22 protein-coding genes are annotated in these 18,995 nt (G+C 65.2%); 13 read left to right on the forward strand and 9 right to left on the reverse strand.

Annotation, left to right across the window (positions count from 1 at the left end):
• A partial coding sequence (locus NQV17_RS36725) for an acetyl-coenzyme A synthetase N-terminal domain-containing protein (RefSeq protein ID WP_308237815.1) occupies window positions 1–303 on the reverse strand: 303 nt, incomplete at its 3' end.
• A 326-nt stretch (window positions 304–629) separates the two neighbouring features.
• Here NQV17_RS36725 and NQV17_RS36730 point away from each other — a divergent pair.
• The 9 genes from NQV17_RS36730 to NQV17_RS36770 all read left to right on the forward strand — a co-directional run bounded on the left by NQV17_RS36730 (window position 630) and on the right by NQV17_RS36770 (window position 7,919).
• Window positions 630–1,544: a DMT family transporter gene (locus tag NQV17_RS36730; protein WP_257776000.1), complete on the forward strand. Its 915-nt coding sequence runs from the start codon at window positions 630–632 to the stop codon at window positions 1,542–1,544.
• 113 nt (window positions 1,545–1,657) lie between these two features.
• Entirely contained in the window at window positions 1,658–2,263 is a 606-nt protein-coding gene (locus NQV17_RS36735) for a TIGR00645 family protein (RefSeq protein ID WP_257776001.1), read from the forward strand.
• Window positions 2,264–2,297: 34 nt separating this feature from the next.
• Window positions 2,298–3,821 carry a fumarate hydratase gene (locus NQV17_RS36740; protein WP_257776002.1) on the forward strand — a complete coding sequence of 508 codons (1,524 nt, stop codon included), beginning with the start codon at window positions 2,298–2,300 and terminating at the stop codon, window positions 3,819–3,821.
• Window positions 3,822–4,014: 193 nt separating this feature from the next.
• Window positions 4,015–4,491 (forward strand): bacterioferritin, encoded by a 477-nt coding sequence (bfr, locus tag NQV17_RS36745; protein WP_006482753.1) that lies wholly within the window; start codon window positions 4,015–4,017, stop codon window positions 4,489–4,491.
• 33 nt (window positions 4,492–4,524) lie between these two features.
• The gene (gene murI, locus NQV17_RS36750; protein ID WP_257776003.1) at window positions 4,525–5,367 is read left to right on the forward strand and encodes a glutamate racemase; all 843 of its coding nucleotides are present in this window, start codon (window positions 4,525–4,527) and stop codon (window positions 5,365–5,367) included.
• Between the two features lie 161 nt (window positions 5,368–5,528).
• Window positions 5,529–5,765, forward strand: a complete 237-nt coding sequence (locus NQV17_RS36755) for a bacterioferritin-associated ferredoxin (protein ID WP_011885486.1) — start codon at window positions 5,529–5,531, stop codon at window positions 5,763–5,765.
• Between the two features lie 217 nt (window positions 5,766–5,982).
• Window positions 5,983–6,711: an energy transducer TonB gene (locus tag NQV17_RS36760; protein WP_044849000.1), complete on the forward strand. Its 729-nt coding sequence runs from the start codon at window positions 5,983–5,985 to the stop codon at window positions 6,709–6,711.
• A gap of 34 nt (window positions 6,712–6,745) precedes the next feature.
• On the forward strand, window positions 6,746–7,477 hold the full coding sequence (locus tag NQV17_RS36765) for a MotA/TolQ/ExbB proton channel family protein (RefSeq protein ID WP_257776004.1): 732 nt from the start codon (window positions 6,746–6,748) through the stop codon (window positions 7,475–7,477).
• Window positions 7,478–7,490: 13 nt separating this feature from the next.
• The gene (locus tag NQV17_RS36770) at window positions 7,491–7,919 is read left to right on the forward strand and encodes a biopolymer transporter ExbD (RefSeq protein WP_257776005.1); all 429 of its coding nucleotides are present in this window, start codon (window positions 7,491–7,493) and stop codon (window positions 7,917–7,919) included.
• Between the two features lie 48 nt (window positions 7,920–7,967).
• Here the strand turns inward: NQV17_RS36770 and NQV17_RS36775 are convergent, their stop codons facing one another.
• The gene (locus NQV17_RS36775; RefSeq protein WP_257776006.1) at window positions 7,968–8,126 is read right to left on the reverse strand and encodes a hypothetical protein; all 159 of its coding nucleotides are present in this window, start codon (window positions 8,124–8,126) and stop codon (window positions 7,968–7,970) included.
• A gap of 191 nt (window positions 8,127–8,317) precedes the next feature.
• A complete protein-coding gene (locus NQV17_RS36780) occupies window positions 8,318–9,295 on the reverse strand; it encodes a LysR family transcriptional regulator (RefSeq protein WP_124489788.1) in 978 nt (325 codons plus the stop codon).
• Between the two features lie 122 nt (window positions 9,296–9,417).
• On the opposite strand from NQV17_RS36780, the gene NQV17_RS36785 reads away from it, so the two are divergent.
• From NQV17_RS36785 to hemP, 3 genes are all read left to right on the forward strand, one after another.
• Window positions 9,418–10,290 carry a pirin family protein gene (locus tag NQV17_RS36785; protein WP_257776007.1) on the forward strand — a complete coding sequence of 291 codons (873 nt, stop codon included), beginning with the start codon at window positions 9,418–9,420 and terminating at the stop codon, window positions 10,288–10,290.
• A 99-nt stretch (window positions 10,291–10,389) separates the two neighbouring features.
• Window positions 10,390–10,872, forward strand: a complete 483-nt coding sequence (locus tag NQV17_RS36790) for an SRPBCC family protein (RefSeq protein WP_044849005.1) — start codon at window positions 10,390–10,392, stop codon at window positions 10,870–10,872.
• 138 nt (window positions 10,873–11,010) lie between these two features.
• On the forward strand, window positions 11,011–11,256 hold the full coding sequence (gene hemP / locus NQV17_RS36795) for a hemin uptake protein HemP (protein WP_257776008.1): 246 nt from the start codon (window positions 11,011–11,013) through the stop codon (window positions 11,254–11,256).
• 322 nt (window positions 11,257–11,578) lie between these two features.
• Here the strand turns inward: hemP and NQV17_RS36800 are convergent, their stop codons facing one another.
• The 5 genes from NQV17_RS36800 to uvrB form a co-directional block, all read right to left on the reverse strand.
• A complete protein-coding gene (locus tag NQV17_RS36800) occupies window positions 11,579–12,976 on the reverse strand; it encodes a 4Fe-4S binding protein (protein ID WP_257776009.1) in 1,398 nt (465 codons plus the stop codon).
• On the reverse strand, window positions 12,973–13,815 hold the full coding sequence (locus NQV17_RS36805) for an FTR1 family protein (protein WP_257776010.1): 843 nt from the start codon (window positions 13,813–13,815) through the stop codon (window positions 12,973–12,975). Before NQV17_RS36805 ends, NQV17_RS36800 begins: the two co-directional genes overlap by 4 nt.
• Before the next feature lie 58 nt (window positions 13,816–13,873).
• On the reverse strand, window positions 13,874–14,206 hold the full coding sequence (locus NQV17_RS36810) for a cupredoxin domain-containing protein (RefSeq protein ID WP_121859179.1): 333 nt from the start codon (window positions 14,204–14,206) through the stop codon (window positions 13,874–13,876).
• A 55-nt stretch (window positions 14,207–14,261) separates the two neighbouring features.
• Window positions 14,262–14,813, reverse strand: coding sequence for an iron transporter (locus NQV17_RS36815; RefSeq protein WP_044848991.1), 552 nt, complete (start codon window positions 14,811–14,813; stop codon window positions 14,262–14,264).
• A gap of 219 nt (window positions 14,814–15,032) precedes the next feature.
• Window positions 15,033–17,123: an excinuclease ABC subunit UvrB gene (gene uvrB / locus NQV17_RS36820; RefSeq protein WP_044848990.1), complete on the reverse strand. Its 2,091-nt coding sequence runs from the start codon at window positions 17,121–17,123 to the stop codon at window positions 15,033–15,035.
• A gap of 250 nt (window positions 17,124–17,373) precedes the next feature.
• Here uvrB and NQV17_RS36825 point away from each other — a divergent pair, with 250 nt between their 5' ends.
• Window positions 17,374–18,573 carry an amino acid aminotransferase gene (locus NQV17_RS36825; RefSeq protein ID WP_257776011.1) on the forward strand — a complete coding sequence of 400 codons (1,200 nt, stop codon included), beginning with the start codon at window positions 17,374–17,376 and terminating at the stop codon, window positions 18,571–18,573.
• Window positions 18,574–18,715: 142 nt separating this feature from the next.
• On the opposite strand, the gene NQV17_RS36830 is transcribed toward NQV17_RS36825, so the two are convergent.
• Window positions 18,716–18,995 (reverse strand): SDR family oxidoreductase (locus NQV17_RS36830; RefSeq protein WP_257776012.1); only part of this gene is annotated, 280 nt, incomplete at its 5' end.

Here is an 18,995-nt window from a genome sequence, read left to right on the forward strand (position 1 = left end):
CGCGACGCGCTCGCCGTTGCCGGCTTCGACGTGGCGGTCGAGGCAGTTGTACGACGCGTTGAGTTCGCCGTCGTCGAACCATTTGTAGAACGGCGCGTCGCTTTCGTCGAGCACCTTCGTGAACGGCTTGTGCCAGCTGAGGCCCTCGCGCGCGAGACGCGCCCAGAAGCCTTCGTAATCCTGCTCGGCCTCGGCGGCCAGTGCGCGGTAGGCCGGCATGCCGGAGATGTTGGCCGCCTTCTCGAGCGCCGCGGGCGGCGCAAACTGACGGGTTTCGTGAAGAACCGATTCAATCGCAGACATCGACAACCCCTTGGTGAACATGAATCCTCTGCATGGCGGCGCGATCGTGCGCGCCGCGCGTCTTGGCCGGCGCATGTGCGCCGCTGTCTCCCACCCACCCGCGCGCGGCCCGGAGGCTACGCACGATGCTGCGCCGCACCACGTCATGCGACGTGGCCTACGGCCCGGCGATATCCACGATAAGCGCTCGAACTTACCCGTCACTTACGCGGCATCACCGTTTCGCACGCCAGCGCCGCCTTGCGGTCGGCTGCATGACAGCCGGCTTTACGCTGTTACAAACGCGACCCTACAATCCTAACTGAACTCGCCCCCCGGACTCCAGCTTGAATCGCTACGCCCTCTTCCTCATCCTGTCGATGCTGTTCGTCGGCAGCAACGTCGGTATCGGTAAATCCATCGTCGTCTTCGTCCCGGTCGCCATCCTCGCCACGCTGCGCTTCGTGATCGCGATCGCCGTGCTGTGGCCGCTGTTCAGCCCGGTGAAGATGCGCGCGGTCCGGCGCGCGGAATGGCTGAACCTGTTCCTGCAGGCATTCTTCGGCACCTTCATGTTTACGCTGCTGATGCTCAACGGCGTGCAGCGCACGAGCGCGGTCGCGGCCGGCGTGATCACGAGCACGATCCCGGCCATCGTCGCGCTGTTCGCGTGGCTGATCCTGCGGGAAAAACCGAACGGCCGTGCGCTCGTGTCGATCGCGCTCGCGATCGCCGGCGTCGTGACGATCAACCTCGCCAACGGCAGCGCAGGCAGCACGTCCGCGCACGGCGCCGGCACGTCGTCCGGCTCGCTGACCGGCAACCTCCTGATCCTCGGTGCCGTGTGCTGCGAATCGATCTACGTGATCCTGTCGCGCCGGCTCACGCAGACGCTCGCGCCGATCGACATCTGCGCGTACACGCACCTGTTCGGCCTGTGCCTGATGCTGCCGCTCGGCGCGACGGCGCTGTGGCATTTCGATTACGCGAGCGTGCCGGCCGGTACGTGGGCGCTCGTCGTCTGGTACGGGCTGTCGGCCAGCATCTTCTCGTTCTGGCTGTGGATGAAGGGCATCCGGCACGTGCCGGGCAGTCTCGCCGGCGTGTTCAGCGCGGTGCTGCCGGTCGCCGCCGCCGCGTACGGCATCGCGTTCCTCGGTGAACGCCCGACGCTCGCGCACGGCATCGCGCTCGCCTGCGTCGTGACCGGCATCGTGCTCGCGAGCCTGCGCATGAAGCGCGTGCCGGCCGCCGCATCCTGATCCGTCCCCGGCAGCGCCGGCGCGTCGCTGCAGTCGCGCCGGCCGACGCGTTACAATAGCGCGCCTTTTCAAGATTACCCCCGATACCTGCGCACAGCGCCCGTACCACCATCATGTCTGCCCCGCATTCGCCCGGCTTCACTCGTCGTCCCCTGCGCCCGCTGCCCGCGCTGATCTTCATGAGCCGCTGGCTCCAGGTTCCGCTTTATCTGGGCCTGATCGTCGCGCAGGCCGTCTATGTATTCCTGTTCCTGAAGGAAGTCTGGCACCTGCTGTCGCACGCGACCAGCCTCGACGAGATCAGCGTGATGCTGGCGGTGCTCGGCCTGATCGACGTCGTGATGATTTCGAACCTGCTGATCATGGTGATCGTCGGCGGCTACGAGACGTTCGTGTCGCGCCTCGGCATCGAGGGCCATCCCGACGAGCCCGAATGGCTCGACCACGTGAACGCGGGCGTGCTGAAGGTCAAGCTGTCGATGGCGCTGATCAGCATTTCGTCGATCCACCTGCTGAAGACCTTCATCAACCCGGATCAGCACACGACGCACGCGATCATGTGGCAGGTGCTCATCCACGTGTCGTTCCTCGTGTCGGCGCTCGTGATGGCGTGGGTCGACCGCCTGACGACCCACACGCACCCGGCCCATTTCCACGAGACGCATGCGCCGGCGCCGGCCGTGTCCCGCAAATCGGTCGAACCTGCCGTCAACGCATAAACGTATTCCCCACAGTCCCCACAGAGTCTCAGCCATGACCGTCATCAAACAGGAAGACCTGATCCAGAGCATCGCGGATTCGCTGCAGTACATCAGCTACTACCACCCGCTCGACTACATCCAGGCCCTCGGCCGCGCGTACGAGCTGGAAGAGAGCCCGGCCGCGAAGGACGCGATCGCGCAGATCCTCACGAACAGCCGCATGTGCGCGGAGGGCAAGCGCCCGATCTGCCAGGACACCGGCATCGTCACGATCTTCGTGAAGGTCGGCATGGATGTGCGCTGGGACGGCGCGACGATGGGCCTCACCGACATGATCAACGAAGGCGTGCGCCGCGGTTACACGCACCCGGACAACGTGCTGCGCGCGTCGATCGTCAATCCGCCGGAAGGCGCCCGCAAGAACACGAAGGACAACACGCCAGCCGTGATCCACTACGAGATCGTGCCGGGCGACAAGGTCGACGTGCAGGTCGCGGCGAAGGGCGGCGGCTCGGAGAACAAGTCGAAGTTCGTGATGCTGAACCCGTCCGATTCGATCGTCGACTGGGTGCTGAAGACGGTCCCGACGATGGGCGCGGGCTGGTGCCCGCCGGGCATGCTCGGGATCGGCATCGGCGGCACCGCCGAGAAGGCGATGCTGATGGCGAAGGAATCGCTGATGGAGCCGATCGACATCCAGGAAATCATCGCGCGCGGCCCGAAGGACTGGGTCGAGGAACTGCGCGTCGAACTGCACGAGAAGGTCAACGCGCTCGGCATCGGCGCGCAGGGCCTCGGCGGCCTCGCGACCGTGCTCGACGTGAAGATCATGGCAGCACCGACGCACGCGGCGTCGAAGCCGGTCGCGCTGATCCCGAACTGCGCGGCGACGCGTCACGCGCACTTCGTGCTCGACGGCTCGGGCCCCGCGAAGCTCGAGGCGCCGTCGCTCGACGCCTGGCCGAAGGTCCAGTGGGAACCGAACACGGAAACCAGCAAGCGCGTCGACCTGAACACGCTGACGCCGGAAGAAGTCGCGAGCTGGACGCCGGGCCAGACGCTGCTGCTGTCGGGCAAGATGCTCACGGGCCGCGACGCCGCGCACAAGCGCATCGCCGACATGCTGGCGAAGGGCGAGACGCTGCCGGTCGACTTCACGAACCGCGTGATCTACTACGTCGGCCCGGTCGATCCGGTGCGTGACGAAGTGGTCGGCCCGGCAGGTCCGACGACGGCCACGCGGATGGACAAGTTCACCGAGACGATGCTCGCCCAGACGGGCCTGATCTCGATGGTCGGCAAGGCCGAACGCGGCCCGGTCGCGATCGACGCGATCAAGAAGCACAAGGCGGCCTACCTGATGGCGGTCGGCGGCGCCGCTTACCTCGTGTCGAAGGCGATCCGCGGCGCGAAGGTGCTCGCATTCGAAGACCTCGGCATGGAAGCGATCTACGAATTCGACGTGCAGGACATGCCGGTGACGGTGGCCGTCGACTCGTCGGGCACGTCGGTGCACCAGACCGGTCCGAAGGAGTGGCAGGCAAAGATCGGCAAGATCCCGGTCGCAACCGCTTAAGCGCACTCGCACGAAAGGCCGGACGACGATCCGGCCTTTTTACTTCTCATTCTCATTATTGTGCGCGGCCGGTGCTTCGACGCTGATTCTCATTCCCGGCAAAAGGCAGGCCCGGCAAGGCTCCGAGGCTTGGCTTTTCCCGTTCGAGCGATTATCGTTCGGTTTCTGAAGCCTCACTGAACAAGGAACAGCCATGCAAGGCGACAAGAAAGTCATCGAATACCTGAACGCCCAACTGAAGAACGAACTCACGGCGATCAACCAGTACTTCCTGCATGCGCGCATGTACAAGCACTGGGGCCTCGACAAGCTCGGCAAGCACGAATACGACGAATCGATCGGCGAAATGAAGCATGCCGACTGGCTGATCGAGCGCGTGTTCATGCTCGACGGCCTGCCGAACCTGCAGGATCTGCACAAGCTGCTGGTCGGCGAGGAAACCGAAGAGATCCTGAAGTGCGACCTGAAGCTCGAGCAGATCTCGCAGTCGACGTGCAAGGAAGCGATCGCTTACTGCGAATCGGTGCGTGACTACGTGTCGCGCGAGATCTTCGAAAAGATCCTCGACGACACCGAAGAGCACATCGACTGGCTGGAAACGCAGATCGACCTGATCGGCAAGGTCGGCCTGCAGAACTACCAGCAGACGATGATGGGTTCGCCCGAGTAATCGTCCCCCCTCGATCGCCACCTCGCCTTCCCCATGACGATGACGAACCACCCCGCCGCCCCCGTCGGCATCTTCGATTCCGGGCTCGGCGGCCTGTCGGTGCTGCGCGCCGTGCGCGCGCACCTGCCCGGCGAGTCGTTCGTCTACGTCGCCGATTCGCACCATGCACCGTACGGTCCGCGCGACGAGGCGTTCATTACGGAGCGCACGCTGGCCATCGGCGAGTGGCTCGCCCGCGAAGGGGCGAAAGCGCTCGTGATCGCCTGCAACACGGCAACGGCGCGGGCGATCGCGGCCATCCGCGAACGCCTCGCGATACCGCTCGTCGGGGTCGAGCCGGGCATCAAGCCGGCCGCGGCACTCTCGTCGACCGGCGTCGCGGGGGTGCTCGCCACGCAGTCGACGCTGAACAGCCCGCGTTTCCAGGCGCTGCTCGACCGTTACGGCGCCGGCCGCCGCTTCATCTGCCAGCCCGGCCACGGGCTCGTCGAAGCGATCGAACGCGGCGACACGAACTCGCCCGCGTTGCGTGCGTTGCTCGAGCGTTACCTGCAGCCGATGCTCGACGACGGCGCCGATACGCTGGTGCTCGGCTGCACGCACTACCCGTTCTTCACGGAAACGATTCGTGACCTTGTTGGCGACCGCCTGACGATCGTCGACACGAGCGACGCGATCGCCCGCCAGCTCACGCGCGTGCTCGACGAACGCGGCCTGCGCGCGCCGGCCGGCACGCGTGCCGCGCCGCCGCGCTTCTGCTCGACGAGCGACGGCCTGCAACTGCGCGCACTCGCGTCGTCGCTGCTCGGCCTCGACGCGCCGGTCGAATCCGTCACCATTTCCTCGCCGAACGCGCGCGCCTGCGCGACCGCCTGACGCGGGCCGGCACACCGCCGGTTCGCCCTCTCCCGCCGCGGCTGCGCCGCACCCTCCATTTCAAGGGTCCGATGACCTTAAAAAAAGCCGAACCCAGGCTTGTCAACGTCCGCAAATTTAATGATAATAATTCGCATTAACGTTAGCTATCGCAACTCATCATGATCGTCTGCGTGTGCAAGTCTGTTTCCGATCGCAAGATTCGCGCGTCCCTCGCCGAGGGCGTGAGTTCCTTCGATGAACTCCAGTTCGAGCTCGGCGTGGCCACGTGCTGCGGCAAGTGCGAGGAGTCCGTACGCGACCTCATGGCCGAGCAAGGCGTCTGCGCGAGCCGGTGCGGCGTCGAGCACCACGCCCACCCGATCCCGGTCACGTTCTACGACCGCAAGGCCGCCTGAGCGGCGCCGAGCGTACGCACGCGGCTGCAGCCGCATTCGATGTCCGACCGTCAGCAAGCCACCTTCCGCGCGAGCCAGCGGCTTACCTGCCAAGGAGCCTGTCATGGAATTGCTGATCGGATTTGTGACCACCGTGTGCATCTCGCTGCTGATCTTCCGCAAGTAACACCGATTCACCCGCCGCGCCCCGGGTGCGACGTCGTCCTTTCAAGCTAACATGCAGGCTTCGCAATCCGCTCCTGCCGGCGTCCTGCCGGCTGCCCCACGTATGAACCCCCGGGTCATCACCGTCGCGGTCGGTGTGCTTGCCGCACACGCGATCATGCTGGCGGCCGCCTGGCTCCATCGCAACGCGCCGCCGCCGAAAGAGATCGAGGTCCAGTCGATCACCGCGCAACTCATTCCGCCTGCGCCTGCCGCTCAACCGGTCGCGGTCCAATCGGCCGCGCAGCCCGCACCGCCGAAGCCCGTGCCGCGCGAGAAGCCCAAGGTCGAGCCGAAGCCCGTGCAGAAGGCGGTCAAGCCGACGCCTCAGCCGGTCGCGCAATCCCCGTCGCCGACGCCCGCGCCAGCGGCTGCCGATCCGACACCCGCTCCCGCCGCACCTGCTCCTGCTGCGCCCGCCGCCGCACCCGGCCCGGCTCGCGAGACGATGCAGGTCAGCGCGCCGAAGAACGTATCGGCACTCAGCTGCAATTTCGTGAAGCCCACCTATCCGTCGATGTCGCGCCGCCGCGGCGAAACGGGCACGGCTTATGTTCACTTCATCATCGGCGTGACGGGCAAGATCGAAAGCGTCCAGTTGCAGAAGAGCAGCGGCTACCCGCGTCTCGACGAAGCCGCGCTCGATGCGACGCGCGCCAGCACCTGTCCGCCGTACATCGAGAACGGGCAGGCGATTCGCGCCGCCCATACGCTGCCCTTCAACTTCACGCTCGACGATTAACCCGCCTCATTCGGAAGATTCAAAGGAAACAAAAATGCAAAGCTACGGTATCGCGCACGTCTGGGCGCAAGGTGATTTCGTCACGCGCGCCATCGCGATCACGCTGCTCGTGATGTCGGTCCTGTCGTGGATCGTGATCATCGTCAAGGGCTGGAACGTGGTTCGCCTGAACCGTCTCACGAAGAATGCCGAGCAGGCGTTCTGGCATTCGGACGATTTCGACGACGGCATCAAGAAGCTCGGCCTCGCCGCATCGACGCCGAGCGACAACCCGTTCCTCGCGCTCGCGTTGTCGGGCAAGGAAGCCGCCGATCACCACCATCAGACGCAACCGCACCTGCACGACCGCATGGACGTGTCGGACTGGGTCACGCGCTGCCTGAAGGACACGATGGACGAAGGCATCTCGCGCATGCAGGCCGGTCTCGCGATTCTCGCGTCGATCGGCAGCACGGCGCCGTTCGTCGGCCTGTTCGGCACGGTCTGGGGCATCTACCACGCGCTGCTGGTGATCGGCGCAACCGGCCAGACGTCGATCGACCAGGTCGCAGGCCCGGTCGGCGAGTCGCTGATCATGACGGCCTTCGGCCTGTTCGTCGCGATTCCCGCGGTGCTCGGCTACAACGCACTGACCCGCGCGAACAAGGGTGTCGTCAGCAAGCTGCGCCGCTTCGCGCACGGTCTGCACGCGTACTTCGTGACGGGTGCGCGCCTCGCATCGTCGTCGCCCCGCGACGGCCTGCGCCTTGCTTCGCGCGCCAGCTGAGACGGGGTGAACCATGGCAATGAACACCGGCTTCAGCGATGACGACGACGATGGCGTGATGAGCGAGATCAACATGACGCCGCTCGTCGACGTCATGCTCGTACTCCTGATTATTTTCCTCGTGACGATCCCGGCGATGCAGCATGCGGTGAAGATCGACCTGCCGCACGCGAGCAGCCAGCCCGTCGACGAAAAGCCGCAGACCGTCGACGTCGCGATCCAGGGCAACGGTACGATCCTGTGGAACGAACAGACGGTCACGCGCGAGCAACTGCAGGCGCACATCGCGGAAGCGGCACAGCATCAGCCGCAACCGGAGTTGCACCTGCGTGCCGATCGCAAGGTTGCCTATGAACGTGTGGCCGAAGTGATGTCCGATGCGCAGGCCGGCGGCCTGACGAAGCTCGGCTTCGTGACGGAGCCGAGCGCGAAGGCGAAGTAACGCACGCGCGTTTCGCTACGCGACGGTCGGTCGCTTGGCCGGCCGCACCTAGCCGGCCGCACCTCGCCGGCAGCGCACAAAGTAAAAGGCCTTCATCGCCAGATGAAGGCCTTTTTTCATGCGCACGCGGGCGCCTTCGGGCGGCGGGCTCTTCGGCGGTATCGGTTGCGCCTCGAGCAACGCAAATGCGGCTACCGTGGTCTTCACGGACTGCGCGTTCTGCCCTATCTGGCTCGCAATATATGCGGCCACCTGATTCCGCTCAGAACTTCCTTCGCGAAATGGGATTTCAATATAGGCCTGCCTGCGAATGCATTCAAGGTCCCGGCGATTGAAACTTGCGATTGCAGGCGGCGCTTCAATGACAAAACAAATTTGCCACGACGCGCATCTTGCATTCAGGTGGCCGAAGCATCGGCCGCCGCCGCATCCTTCTTCGCGCGCTCGGGGCAGCCCGGCTGCTTGTATTCGCCGTGGTCGAGCTTCTCGACCAGATAGTCGACGAACGCGCGCACCGCGGGCGGCATCCCCTGCCGCGACACGAATACCGCGTAGAGCTGCGGCACCGGCAGCGTCCAGCCCGGCATCACCGGCGACAACTGCCCCGCGCGCAATGCATTGCCGTACATCATCTCAGGCAGCGCCGCGATGCCGAGGCCGTCGAGCACGGCCTCGCGGATCGTCATCAGGTCGGCCGTCACGAGCCGCGGATCGTGCTCGTGCAAATGACGCGTGCCATCCGGTGCGATCAGGCTGAACACGTGCCGCCCGTCGACGCTCGGCGTATCGAGCGTCTCGAAATGGGCCAGATCGTCCGGCACGAGCGGCGGCGCATTCTGGTTCAGCAGGCTCGGCGCGCCGACCAGCATCTGCTCGGTCCGCCACAGCGGCCGCACGACGATGTTCGCGTTCTGCGGCGGCTCCGAGCGCACGCGCAACGCGACGTCGATCGAATCCTCGAACAGGTCGATCACGCGGTTGGTCACGCGGATGTGCACCTTCACCTCGGGATAGCGGTGCAGGAATTCGGGAAGGATGCGCGACAGCATCGTCTGCGACAGCGTGACGGGGACGCTCACGCGCACCGAGCCGCGCGGCGACGCGCGCAGCTGCTGCACGGCGTTCATCGCGGCCTGGGCCTCGGCGAGCATCGCCTGGCAATGCTGGTAGAACAACTCCCCCGCCTCGGTCAGCGCGAGCTTGCGCGTCGAGCGCTGCAGCAGGCGCACGCCGAGCGCCGCCTCGAGTTCGGTCAGGCGTCGCGACAGGCGTGATTTCGAGATGCCCAGCACGCGTTCCGCCGCCGAGAAACCGCCGTGTTCGACGACCTGCGAAAAGTACATGAGGTCGTTCAGGTTGTGTGCATCGATGTTCATGTCATCGTTCCAATTTCAGAACAATCCATTGCGAACCGCCGCAAATCGGCCGGTAAAACGCCCAATATAATAGCGCTATGTTTCAAAAATGACGCTATTCCGATGTTATCGAGGGCTTTTGCATGACGACCGCTCGCTCGCTTGACCGCACGTACCCCGCGCTTCGCACGACCGAAGGCGGCGGCTTCGTGGTTCACCGCCCGTTCCCGACCCGGCTGCTGATGGATTTCGATCCGTTCCTGCTGCTCGATGAAATGGGCCCCGTCGACTATGCCCCTGGCGAAGCCAAGGGCGCGCCCGACCATCCGCATCGCGGCTTCGAGACCGTCACCTACGTGCTCGACGGGCGTTTTCGTCATCGCGATTCGGCCGGCCATGCCGGCACGCTCGGGCCCGGCGACGTGCAGTGGATGACGGCCGGCGCGGGCGTCGTGCACAGCGAAATGCCGGATCCCGAGTTCGCTCGGGCCGGCGGACGCTCGCACGGCTTCCAGCTGTGGGTCAACCTGCCGCGCCGCGACAAGCTGATCGCACCGCGCTACCAGGAGATCTCGGCCGGCCGCATCCCGAGCGCGACGTCGCCGGACGGCCGCGCGCAGGTCCGCGTGATCGCCGGCGAAGCGTTCGGTGTGCGTGCGGCAATCGAGACGCGCACGCCGATCCTCTACCAGCATTTCACGCTGCAACCGGGCGCAACGGTCACGCAGCCGGTGCCGGCAGGGTATCGCGTGTTCGCCTACCCGCTCGACGGAGCGGGCCGCTACGGGCCCGACAGGCAGCCCGTCGACGCACGGCACATGGTCGTCTACGGTGACGATGGCGATGCGGTGACGTTCGAGGCCGGCGATACGCCGCTCGACCTGCTGCTGATCGGCGGCGTGCCGCTCAACGAGCCGATCGTCCGCTACGGCCCGTTCGTGATGAATACCGAGGAAGAGATCCGGCAGGCCGTCGTCGACTACCAGACCGGCCGCATGGGTCGCATCGAAGCGTGACGTCCGATCGGGGGCGCAGGTGCCGCGAAACCGCTCGTTTTGCGTCACAATGACTTCTTGAACCATGTGGCTGCCCGCCACCAGAAGGAACCCGCCCCCGTGAACTTCGAACATCTGATCCAGATCAACTCCGACGATCCGGCCGTGCCGTCCCTGACCCGCGACCAGCTCTGGGAAGGCCTCGTACTGCGCGCCGAACAGCCGCAGCTGTTCGTGATCGGCCTCGACAGCTGTGTCGTCCACGAACGGACGGACACGACGCTCGAACGCGAACTGCACTACGGGCATGCGACCGTGCGCGACCGCGTGACGTTCACCCCGAACCAGCAAGTGCGCTACGACATCCACGCGGCCGGCGGCGAAATCGGCGGCTCGCTGACGATGACGATCGAGGAGCGCGACGACCACGAGCTGTTCCTGCGCTTCGAATACCGCACGACGCTGACCGTCACGGACGACAGCGAGGAAGCGCGCCAGACGCACGGCATCGTCAAGGAAGCGTATCGCACGTCGGACATCGACACCGTGCGCCTGATTCGCGAATACGCTCAGGGGCGCAAGGACCCCGACCCGCTTCACTGACATCGGCGGCGGCCTGCGGGCCGCCCATTCGACTCAGGCTATCGAATTCGTCATATCGATCGATAAAGAGTTTTTGTAAATGGGAATAGTTATCATTTAGAATTCATTTCATCGTATCGACAGTCACCGATCAACCGAATGACCGACACCACGCGCCCGAACACGCTGAGCTTGCGCCGCCCGACCGGCACCGCAAGCGCCAACCGTCAGAAGACGGCGGCGGTCACGACGCCGGCGAAACCCGTCGCCAGCCGCGATGCCGGCACCCGGACCCTCAGCAGCGATGCGCTGCTGCAAGGCCACAGCCACATCAGCATTGCGCATAACGGAGAAACGTATCAGTTGCGTGCCACGCGGCTCGGCAAACTGATCCTGACGAAGTAACGACCGAGTATTGTGGGGACCACCTCCCTGAGAGGTGTTGGGCAGTAGCCAGCGTAACGGCTTGCACGCGAGATCTAGACCCCTTCGTGCAAACACACTCAAGCAGCCGTTGCAGCAAGCCAAGCCACTTTTTTGGTTCTCGCACAAGGCAGAAAAAAAGCGACACGTCGAAGGACGTGTCGCTTTTTTGTTTGGGCGTCCGGATGCAAAGGAAAAAGCATCGCGGTGGTCGGCGCTGCGGCTTCGATGCGTCCGGAGCCCCGCAGCGGGATCACCTCCTCCCGTTGCGCCGGAACCCGGCCGCAAGGCCTTCAATCCCGCATCAGAAACCCCAGAACATCAGCCACCATGCGCTGTCGACCACGGCCAGGCCTGCCGCGAACCACGCGAATGCAGCCAGCCGGCGCGGCCATGCCGCATAGCGCCCGGTCACTTTCCATGCGAGCCAGGCGCTCCACGCGTTCGCACCGACCAGAATCGCGATGCGCACGTCGGTCGCCCAGCCGAGCGGCACGTGCTCGGCCCGCAGCAGCGACAGCGTCGTCGCCGACAGCCCGAGGAACACGCCGGCACCTGCGATCGGGATCAGCGCCTGCGCGAGATGATGGAGACGCGTGCGATCGAAGCGTCCGAGCATCAGCGTCGCGCCAGCCAGCAGCACGAGCAGCGCGGTGCCGTACACGAGCCCCGTGCCGACGATGTAGCTGACGATCAGCCCGCCGTCGAGCCACGAGAACACGTCGTTGCGATCCGGATAGTGCGTGAGCAGGAACCACGGCGCATTGGTCTCGAGCGGCCACGTGATGTCGTGATCGATCAGCCAGCCCGCGAGCCATTGCTTGATCTGCACGAACCACGGGCTCACGGTCCAGTGGAACGCACCGATCGCGACGCCGAGCAGGCCGTACAGGATCAGCGCCGTGTCCCACGGGCTCGCCTGCTGCGCGCCGAGGTTCACGACCTCGTCGGACGGCGAGCGCCACGACAGCTCAATTGCGTCGCGGTGCCCGCTGCAGCGGCCGCACATGTGGCAGGCGGCGGCGCCCTTCATGTTGCGCAACGGCACGAGCGGCGCGCAATTGATCGGAATCACGCGATGCCCGTGCTCGCCGTTCTTGTACGAGCGGCGCCACGCATCCTCGTCGACCTTGTAGCGCATCGGCGCGAGCCGCGCGAGCAGCCCGAACACGCCATTGACCGGGCACAGATACTTGCACCACACACGCTTCTCGCGGCCGTACAGCACGCCGACCACGATCGCGCCGACGGTCGAGCCGCCGAGCACGAACAGCACCGCGAGCGGGTACTGGTACACGCTCACCATCTGCCCGTAGATCGTCGTGAGCCCGAACGCGACGAACGGCCAGCCGCCCCACCGCATCCAGCGCGGAATCGCGCCGCCGCGGCCGAACTTGCTCGCATATTCGGTCAGCGCGCCTTCCGGGCACAGCACGCCGCACCAGACGCGGCCGAGCATCACCATCGACAGCAGCACGAACGGCCACCAGATGCCCCAGAACACGAACTGCGCGATCAGCGTGAGATTGTTCCAGAGGTGCGCGGAATCGTCCGGCAGCGGCAACACCGCCGGCACGATGATCAGGAATGCGTAGACGCCGACGACGACCCACTGGATGCCGCGGATCACCGCGCCGTGGCGCTGCATCCACTGGCCGGCCTGCGCGAGCCAGCCCGGCTTGGCTGCTGCGACGACACTCATGCCGCGCGGCCTGCGGGAACGGCCGGACGACGGCTCGCGCGCTTCATCAGCAGCCAGACCACCGCCCAGTACACCGCATAGGCGATCAGGTTGGTCAGCGCCGGATGCGCGCGATAGCCGGTCAGCGTCGCGACGAGCGAACCGAACGTGCCGGAATCATCGAGGATCCCCGACGTGTCCCACAGCTGCGAAATGCCGAGCGGCAGGATTTCCTTGTCGATCAGCTTGTCGACGCCGGTCTGGAACAGGCCCGCGCCGAGGAACAGCAGCATCACTTCGGTGACACGGAAGAAATGCCGCCACGAGAAGTACTTGCCGCCGAGCTGCAGCAGATAGAACGTGAGGAGCGCGAGGCCGAGGCCGATCACGACCGCGAGCATCTGGCCGCCGTCCACGTGCCCCGACTGGCCGAAACCGAGGCCGTACAGGAAGATCACCGTCTCGCTGCCTTCGCGTGCGATCGCGAGCGCGACCAGCACGGCGACGCCCCACCAGTTCGAATCGCGCGTGCTCTGCTGCAGCGACTGCTCCATGTCGCGCTTCAGCGTGCGGCCGTGCCGGCGCATCCACAGCACCATCTGCACGATCAGCACGCACGCGATCAGTACCATCGCGGTCTGGAAATAGTCCTGCGCGTCGCCGGACAGCACTTCGGTGAAGCCGACGAGCGCAGCGCCGAGACCGACGGCCATCAGCAGGCCGACTGCCACGCCCGTCCAGAGAAAGGGCAGGCCGCGGCGCGCGTCGTCGTCGCCGTTCTTCAGCCATGCATAGAGGATGCCGACGACGAGCAGCGCTTCGACGCTCTCCCGCCAGACGATGAACAAGATCTGACCCATTGAATCCTCCTGACGCGCGGGGCAAGGCACGCGTACGCCCGCACGCAGATAAAACGCATTACTTCGCGACGATCACGCCCTGTGCCTGCTGGTGGAAATCGTCGAAAAACTTGTATTCGCCCGGCGACAGCGGGGCGACGACCACGAACGAATCGGCGCCCGGCGCAAGCACCTTTTCCTTGCGCAGCTGCACGCTCTCGAATTCGGCGGCGCCCTTGCCGGTATTCCGGATCTCGATCTTGAAGCGCTGGCCGGCCGGCACTTCGATACGGGCAGGATTCAGCTTGCCGTCCGTCATCTCGAGCTTGAACGTCGGCAGATCGGCGGCATGCGCCGCGCCGGCGAGCCACAGCGCGGCGGCTGCGGCGACGATTTTCTGGGGAAGTTTCATTCTGGGTTCTCTACGCCGACGGCGCGCCGAAGCGCGCCGTCCGTGATGCCACCGATCAGTACCCGCCCTTCTTGCCGATGCCGGCGAACGGGAAGTCGTATTCGAGGGTGATGGGCTTGAACCACGCGCCCACGCCCGTTTCCTTGTCGACGTGACGGCCGAACGCCATGTGGCCCGACTGCATCGGCGGCTTGACGGTCATCGTCAGGTGGTACTTGCCCGGGCCGGCCAGCTTCACGTTGTCGCCGTAGTGCGGGCCGTCGCTCGCAACCATGCCCATCAGGTCGCCTTCAGCCTTCCACTTCGTGTCGCCCTGCTTCGTCAGCTTGTACGTGACCTGCAGGTACGGCATCCAGTCGCCTTCCGCGAAACCCGTCGGGTTGTTCTTGACCGCGTGGATGTCCGCCTCGAGGTGGATGTCCGAATCCGACGCCTTGCGCATCATCCCTTCCGGATCCATCGTGATCGGCTGCAGGTACACCGCGCCGATTTCCATGCCGCCCTGGATCTGCTGCTTGCCGATCGGATATTCGGCTGCCGTTGCCGACATCGCGGCAAGCGCCGCCGCTACCGCAACCGACGTGCGGATGAACGAAGAACCCAACATGGACACTCCTTGTTATTTGTCTGGTGACTTGCGCGCCTCCGGTCGGGACCGCGCGCTGGAAACACTAACGCAACGAATAACGTTAATGCGAACTATTCTCAATACTTGCGAAGTTTAGCACCGAACCGGCTCCGGAACAAACGAGACACCGCGTAAACCCCTGATCCGACAAGGCTTACAACGGTGTTACCAGAAGGTTTCTGTGACGTTTGGAAAGGTTTACCGGCCGCCGTTGACGTGGTCGCCCACGTTCGCGCCGAACACGCGTTCACGCAGCAGCGCAAGCTGGTCGCGCGTCGCCGCGGCCTTTTCGAACTCGAGGTTCTTCGCGTAGTCGGCCATCTGCTTTTCGAGACGCTTGATCTCTTTCGAGATCTGCTTTTCCGACATGTCCTCGAACTTCGCGCGTTGCTGCGCTTCCTTCAGCTCGGCGCGCGCTTCGTCGGCGTTGTAGACGCCGTCGATGATGTCCTTGATACGCTTCACGACGCCGCGCGGCGTGATGCCCATCTTCTCGTTGTGCGCGATCTGCTTCGCGCGGCGCCGCTCGGTCTCGCCGATCGCGCGCTTCATCGACTCGGTCATGTTGTCGGCATAGAGGATCGCCTTGCCGTTCACATTGCGCGCCGCGCGGCCGATCGTCTGGATCAGCGAGCGTTCGGCGCGCAGGAAGCCTTCCTTATCGGCATCGAGAATCGCGACCAGCGACACTTCCGGGATGTCGAGGCCCTCGCGCAGCAGGTTGATCCCGACCAGCACGTCGAACGTGCCGAGCCGCAGGTCGCGGATGATCTCGACCCGCTCCACCGTGTCGATGTCGCTGTGCAGGTAGCGCACCTTGACGCCGTGGTCGGCCAGGAACTCGGTGAGTTGCTCGGCCATCCGCTTCGTGAGCACGGTGATCAGCACGCGCTCGCCGGCATTCACGCGCGCGTTGATCTCGGTCAGCACGTCGTCGACTTGCGAGCTTGCCGGGCGCACTTCGATTTCCGGATCGACGAGCCCGGTCGGCCGCACCACCTGCTCGGCCACCTGCCCCGTCACGCGCTGCTCGTAGTCGGCCGGCGTCGCCGACACGAACACCACCTGGCGCATCTTGCGCTCGAACTCGGGGAACTTCAGCGGCCGGTTGTCCAGCGCCGACGGCAGCCGGAAACCGTAGTTCACGAGGTTTTCCTTACGCGCGCGGTCGCCGTTGTACATGCCGTTCAGCTGGCCGATCAGCACGTGCGATTCGTCGAGCAGCATCAGTGCATCGGGCGGCAGGTAGTCGACGAGCGTCGGCGGCGGCTCGCCGGGCGCGGCGCCCGAGAAGTGCCGCGAGTAGTTCTCGATGCCCTTGCAGAAGCCGAGTTCCTGCAGCATCTCGAGGTCGAAACGCGTGCGCTGCTCGAGGCGCTGCGCCTCGACGAGCTTGCCGTCGCGGTGGAAGAACTCGAGGCGCTCGCGCAATTCGTCCTTGATCGTCTCGACCGCCCGCATCACGGTGTCGCGCGGCGTCACGTAGTGCGACGACGGATACACGGTGAAGCGCGGGATCTTCTGCCGCACGCGCCCGGTCAGCGGGTCGAACAGCTGCAGCGTCTCGACCTCGTCGTCGAACAGCTCGACGCGCACGGCCAGCTCCGCATGCTCGGCCGGGAAGATGTCGATCGTGTCGCCGCGCACACGGAACGTGCCGCGCTGGAAGTCCTGTTCGTTGCGCGAATACTGCATCGCGATCAGCCGCGCGATCACGTCGCGCTGGCCGAGCTTGTCGCCGGTGCGCAGCGTCAGGATCATCTGGTGGTATTCGGACGGATTGCCGATACCGTAGATCGCCGACACCGTCGCGACGATCACCACGTCGCGGCGCTCCATCAGGCTCTTCGTCGCCGACAGCCGCATCTGCTCGATGTGCTCGTTGATCGACGAATCCTTCTCGATGAACAGGTCGCGCTGCGGCACGTACGCTTCCGGCTGGTAATAGTCGTAGTACGACACGAAGTACTCGACCGCGTTGCGCGGGAAGAACTCGCGGAACTCCGCGTAGAGCTGCGCCGCAAGCGTCTTGTTCGGCGCGAACACGATGGCCGGGCGGCCGAGCCGCGCGATCGTGTTGGCCATCGTGAAGGTCTTGCCAGAACCCGTCACGCCGAGCAGCGTCTGGAATGCGAGGCCGTCGCCGACACCTTCGACGAGCGTTTCGATCGCGGTCGGCTGGTCGCCTGCGGGCGGGTATGGCTGGTACAACTGGAACGGCGACCCTTCGAAGGTCACGAATTTCGATTCGTCGAGCGCGTCGCCGACTTCGGCGTGATGTTCGGACATGGAGTGCGGCCGGAGCGAGGGCAAAAAAACTATTCTAGCGCTTCGCGGCGTTGCGGACCGCTGACGGCTCCTGACGCGCGGCGGCGGTCCGAAATCGCAATTCGGCGCGCAATCGCCGCCTCCGGCAGCGTGAATTCGCTACAATGTCAGGCTGCTGCGCTTTCCGGCGCCGTGCCCGTTGGCGCGCGGTCCGCTGCGCCCGCCCCGCCGGCTGAAAGCCTGACCCTCTTTTCACTACTGCCGAATCATCATGTCGCTCTTCTCCGCTGTCCAGCTTGCTCCCCGCGACCCGATCCTGGGCCTGAACGAAGCCTTCAACGCCGATACGCGTCCGACCAAGGTCAACCTCGGCGTCGGTGTGTACACGAACGAAGAAGGCAAGATTCCGCTGCTGCGCGCCGTTCGCGAAGCGGAAAAGGCGCGTGTCGACGCCGGCCTGCCGCGCGGCTACCTGCCGATCGACGGGATCGCCGCGTACGACGCAGCGGTGCAGAAGCTGCTGCTCGGCAACGATTCGCCGCTGATCGCCGCAGGCCGTGTGGTCACGGCGCAGGCACTGGGCGGCACGGGCGCATTGAAGATCGGCGCCGATTTCCTGCGCACCGTGAACCCGAACGTGAAAGTGGCGATCAGCGACCCGAGCTGGGAAAACCACCGCGCGCTGTTCGAAGCGGCCGGCTTCGAAGTCGTCGCGTACCCGTACTACGACGCAGCAACCAACGGCGTGAACTTCGAAGGCATGCTGTCGGCGCTGAACAGCTATGCAGCCGGCACGATCGTCGTGCTGCACGCGTGCTGCCACAACCCGACCGGCGTGGACCTGACCGAAGCGCAATGGCAGCAGGTGGTCGACGTCGTCAAGGCGCGCAACCTCGTGCCGTTCCTCGACATCGCTTACCAGGGCTTCGGCGAGAACATCGAGGCCGATGCCGCCGCCGTTCGTCTGTTCGCCGCGGCTGACCTGAACGCGTTCGTGTCGTCGTCGTTCTCGAAGTCGTTCTCGCTGTACGGCGAGCGCGTCGGCGCGCTGTCGATCATCACGTCGAGCAAGGACGAAGCGACGCGCGTGCTGTCGCAACTGAAGCGCGTGATCCGCACGAACTACTCGAACCCGCCGACCCATGGCGGCGCCGTCGTCGCAGCCGTGCTCGCGTCGCCGGAACTGCATGCTGCGTGGGTGCAGGAACTCGGCGAAATGCGCGACCGCATCCGCGCGATGCGCAACGGTCTCGTCGAGCGCCTGAAGGCGAGCGGCGTCGATCGCGACTTCAGCTTCATCAACGCGCAGCGCGGGATGTTCTCGTATTCGGGCCTGACCTCGGCGCAAGTCGATCGCCTGCGCGAAGAGTTCGGCATCTACGCAGTCGGCACCGGCCGGATCTGCGTTGCAGCACTGAACACGCGCAATCTCGACGCGGTCGCCACCGCAGTCGCAGCGGTCCTGAAGTAAGCCGGCGCCAGCGGGCGGCAGCCCGCTCTGCCGAAACAAAAAACGCGCTCCCCGGAGCGCGTTTTTTCATGCCGTTCTACTGTCAGCGAATGCTCGCTGCAGCACAAGCGGCGCGCAGCGCGGCCGCCCGTGCCGGAGCCCGTCACTGCATGAACCAGCCGTGGCTGACGACGACCGACTGGCCCGTGAGCGCGGCGCTCGGGAACGCCGACAGGAACAGCACCGTCTGCGCGACGTCCTGAACCGTCGTGAACACGCCGTCGACCGTGTTGCCGAGCATCACCTTCTTCACCACTTCCTCTTCGCTGATGCCTAGCTCCTTCGCCTGCTCCGGAATCTGCTTGTCGACCAGCGGCGTGCGCACGAAGCCCGGACATACGACGTGCGAGCGCACGTTGTGCTTCGCGCCTTCCTTCGCCAGT

Origin of the sequence: Burkholderia sp. SCN-KJ, from assembly GCF_024656005.1 — a bacterium.
Classification (GTDB): Bacteria; Pseudomonadota; Gammaproteobacteria; order Burkholderiales; family Burkholderiaceae; genus Burkholderia.

Bases quoted from the DNA above. Each gene is read 5' to 3' on its own strand.
- NQV17_RS36780 (WP_124489788.1), bottom strand. From the start codon at position 9,295: ATGAACATCGATGCACACAACCTGAACGACCTCATGTACTTTTCGCAG.
- uvrB (WP_044848990.1), bottom strand. From the start codon at position 17,123: ATGTCCGAACATCACGCCGAAGTCGGCGACGCGCTCGACGAATCGAAA.
- bfr (WP_006482753.1), top strand. From the start codon at position 4,015: ATGCAAGGCGACAAGAAAGTCATCGAATACCTGAACGCCCAACTGAAG.
- NQV17_RS36760 (WP_044849000.1), top strand. From the start codon at position 5,983: ATGCAGGCTTCGCAATCCGCTCCTGCCGGCGTCCTGCCGGCTGCCCCA.
- NQV17_RS36765 (WP_257776004.1), top strand. From the start codon at position 6,746: ATGCAAAGCTACGGTATCGCGCACGTCTGGGCGCAAGGTGATTTCGTC.
- NQV17_RS36800 (WP_257776009.1), bottom strand. From the start codon at position 12,976: ATGAGTGTCGTCGCAGCAGCCAAGCCGGGCTGGCTCGCGCAGGCCGGC.
- NQV17_RS36815 (WP_044848991.1), bottom strand. From the start codon at position 14,813: ATGTTGGGTTCTTCGTTCATCCGCACGTCGGTTGCGGTAGCGGCGGCG.
- NQV17_RS36805 (WP_257776010.1), bottom strand. From the start codon at position 13,815: ATGGGTCAGATCTTGTTCATCGTCTGGCGGGAGAGCGTCGAAGCGCTG.
- NQV17_RS36755 (WP_011885486.1), top strand. From the start codon at position 5,529: ATGATCGTCTGCGTGTGCAAGTCTGTTTCCGATCGCAAGATTCGCGCG.
- NQV17_RS36825 (WP_257776011.1), top strand. From the start codon at position 17,374: ATGTCGCTCTTCTCCGCTGTCCAGCTTGCTCCCCGCGACCCGATCCTG.
- NQV17_RS36740 (WP_257776002.1), top strand. From the start codon at position 2,298: ATGACCGTCATCAAACAGGAAGACCTGATCCAGAGCATCGCGGATTCG.
- NQV17_RS36770 (WP_257776005.1), top strand. From the start codon at position 7,491: ATGGCAATGAACACCGGCTTCAGCGATGACGACGACGATGGCGTGATG.
- murI (WP_257776003.1), top strand. From the start codon at position 4,525: ATGACGATGACGAACCACCCCGCCGCCCCCGTCGGCATCTTCGATTCC.
- NQV17_RS36735 (WP_257776001.1), top strand. From the start codon at position 1,658: ATGTCTGCCCCGCATTCGCCCGGCTTCACTCGTCGTCCCCTGCGCCCG.
- hemP (WP_257776008.1), top strand. From the start codon at position 11,011: ATGACCGACACCACGCGCCCGAACACGCTGAGCTTGCGCCGCCCGACC.
- NQV17_RS36810 (WP_121859179.1), bottom strand. From the start codon at position 14,206: ATGAAACTTCCCCAGAAAATCGTCGCCGCAGCCGCCGCGCTGTGGCTC.
- NQV17_RS36785 (WP_257776007.1), top strand. From the start codon at position 9,418: ATGACGACCGCTCGCTCGCTTGACCGCACGTACCCCGCGCTTCGCACG.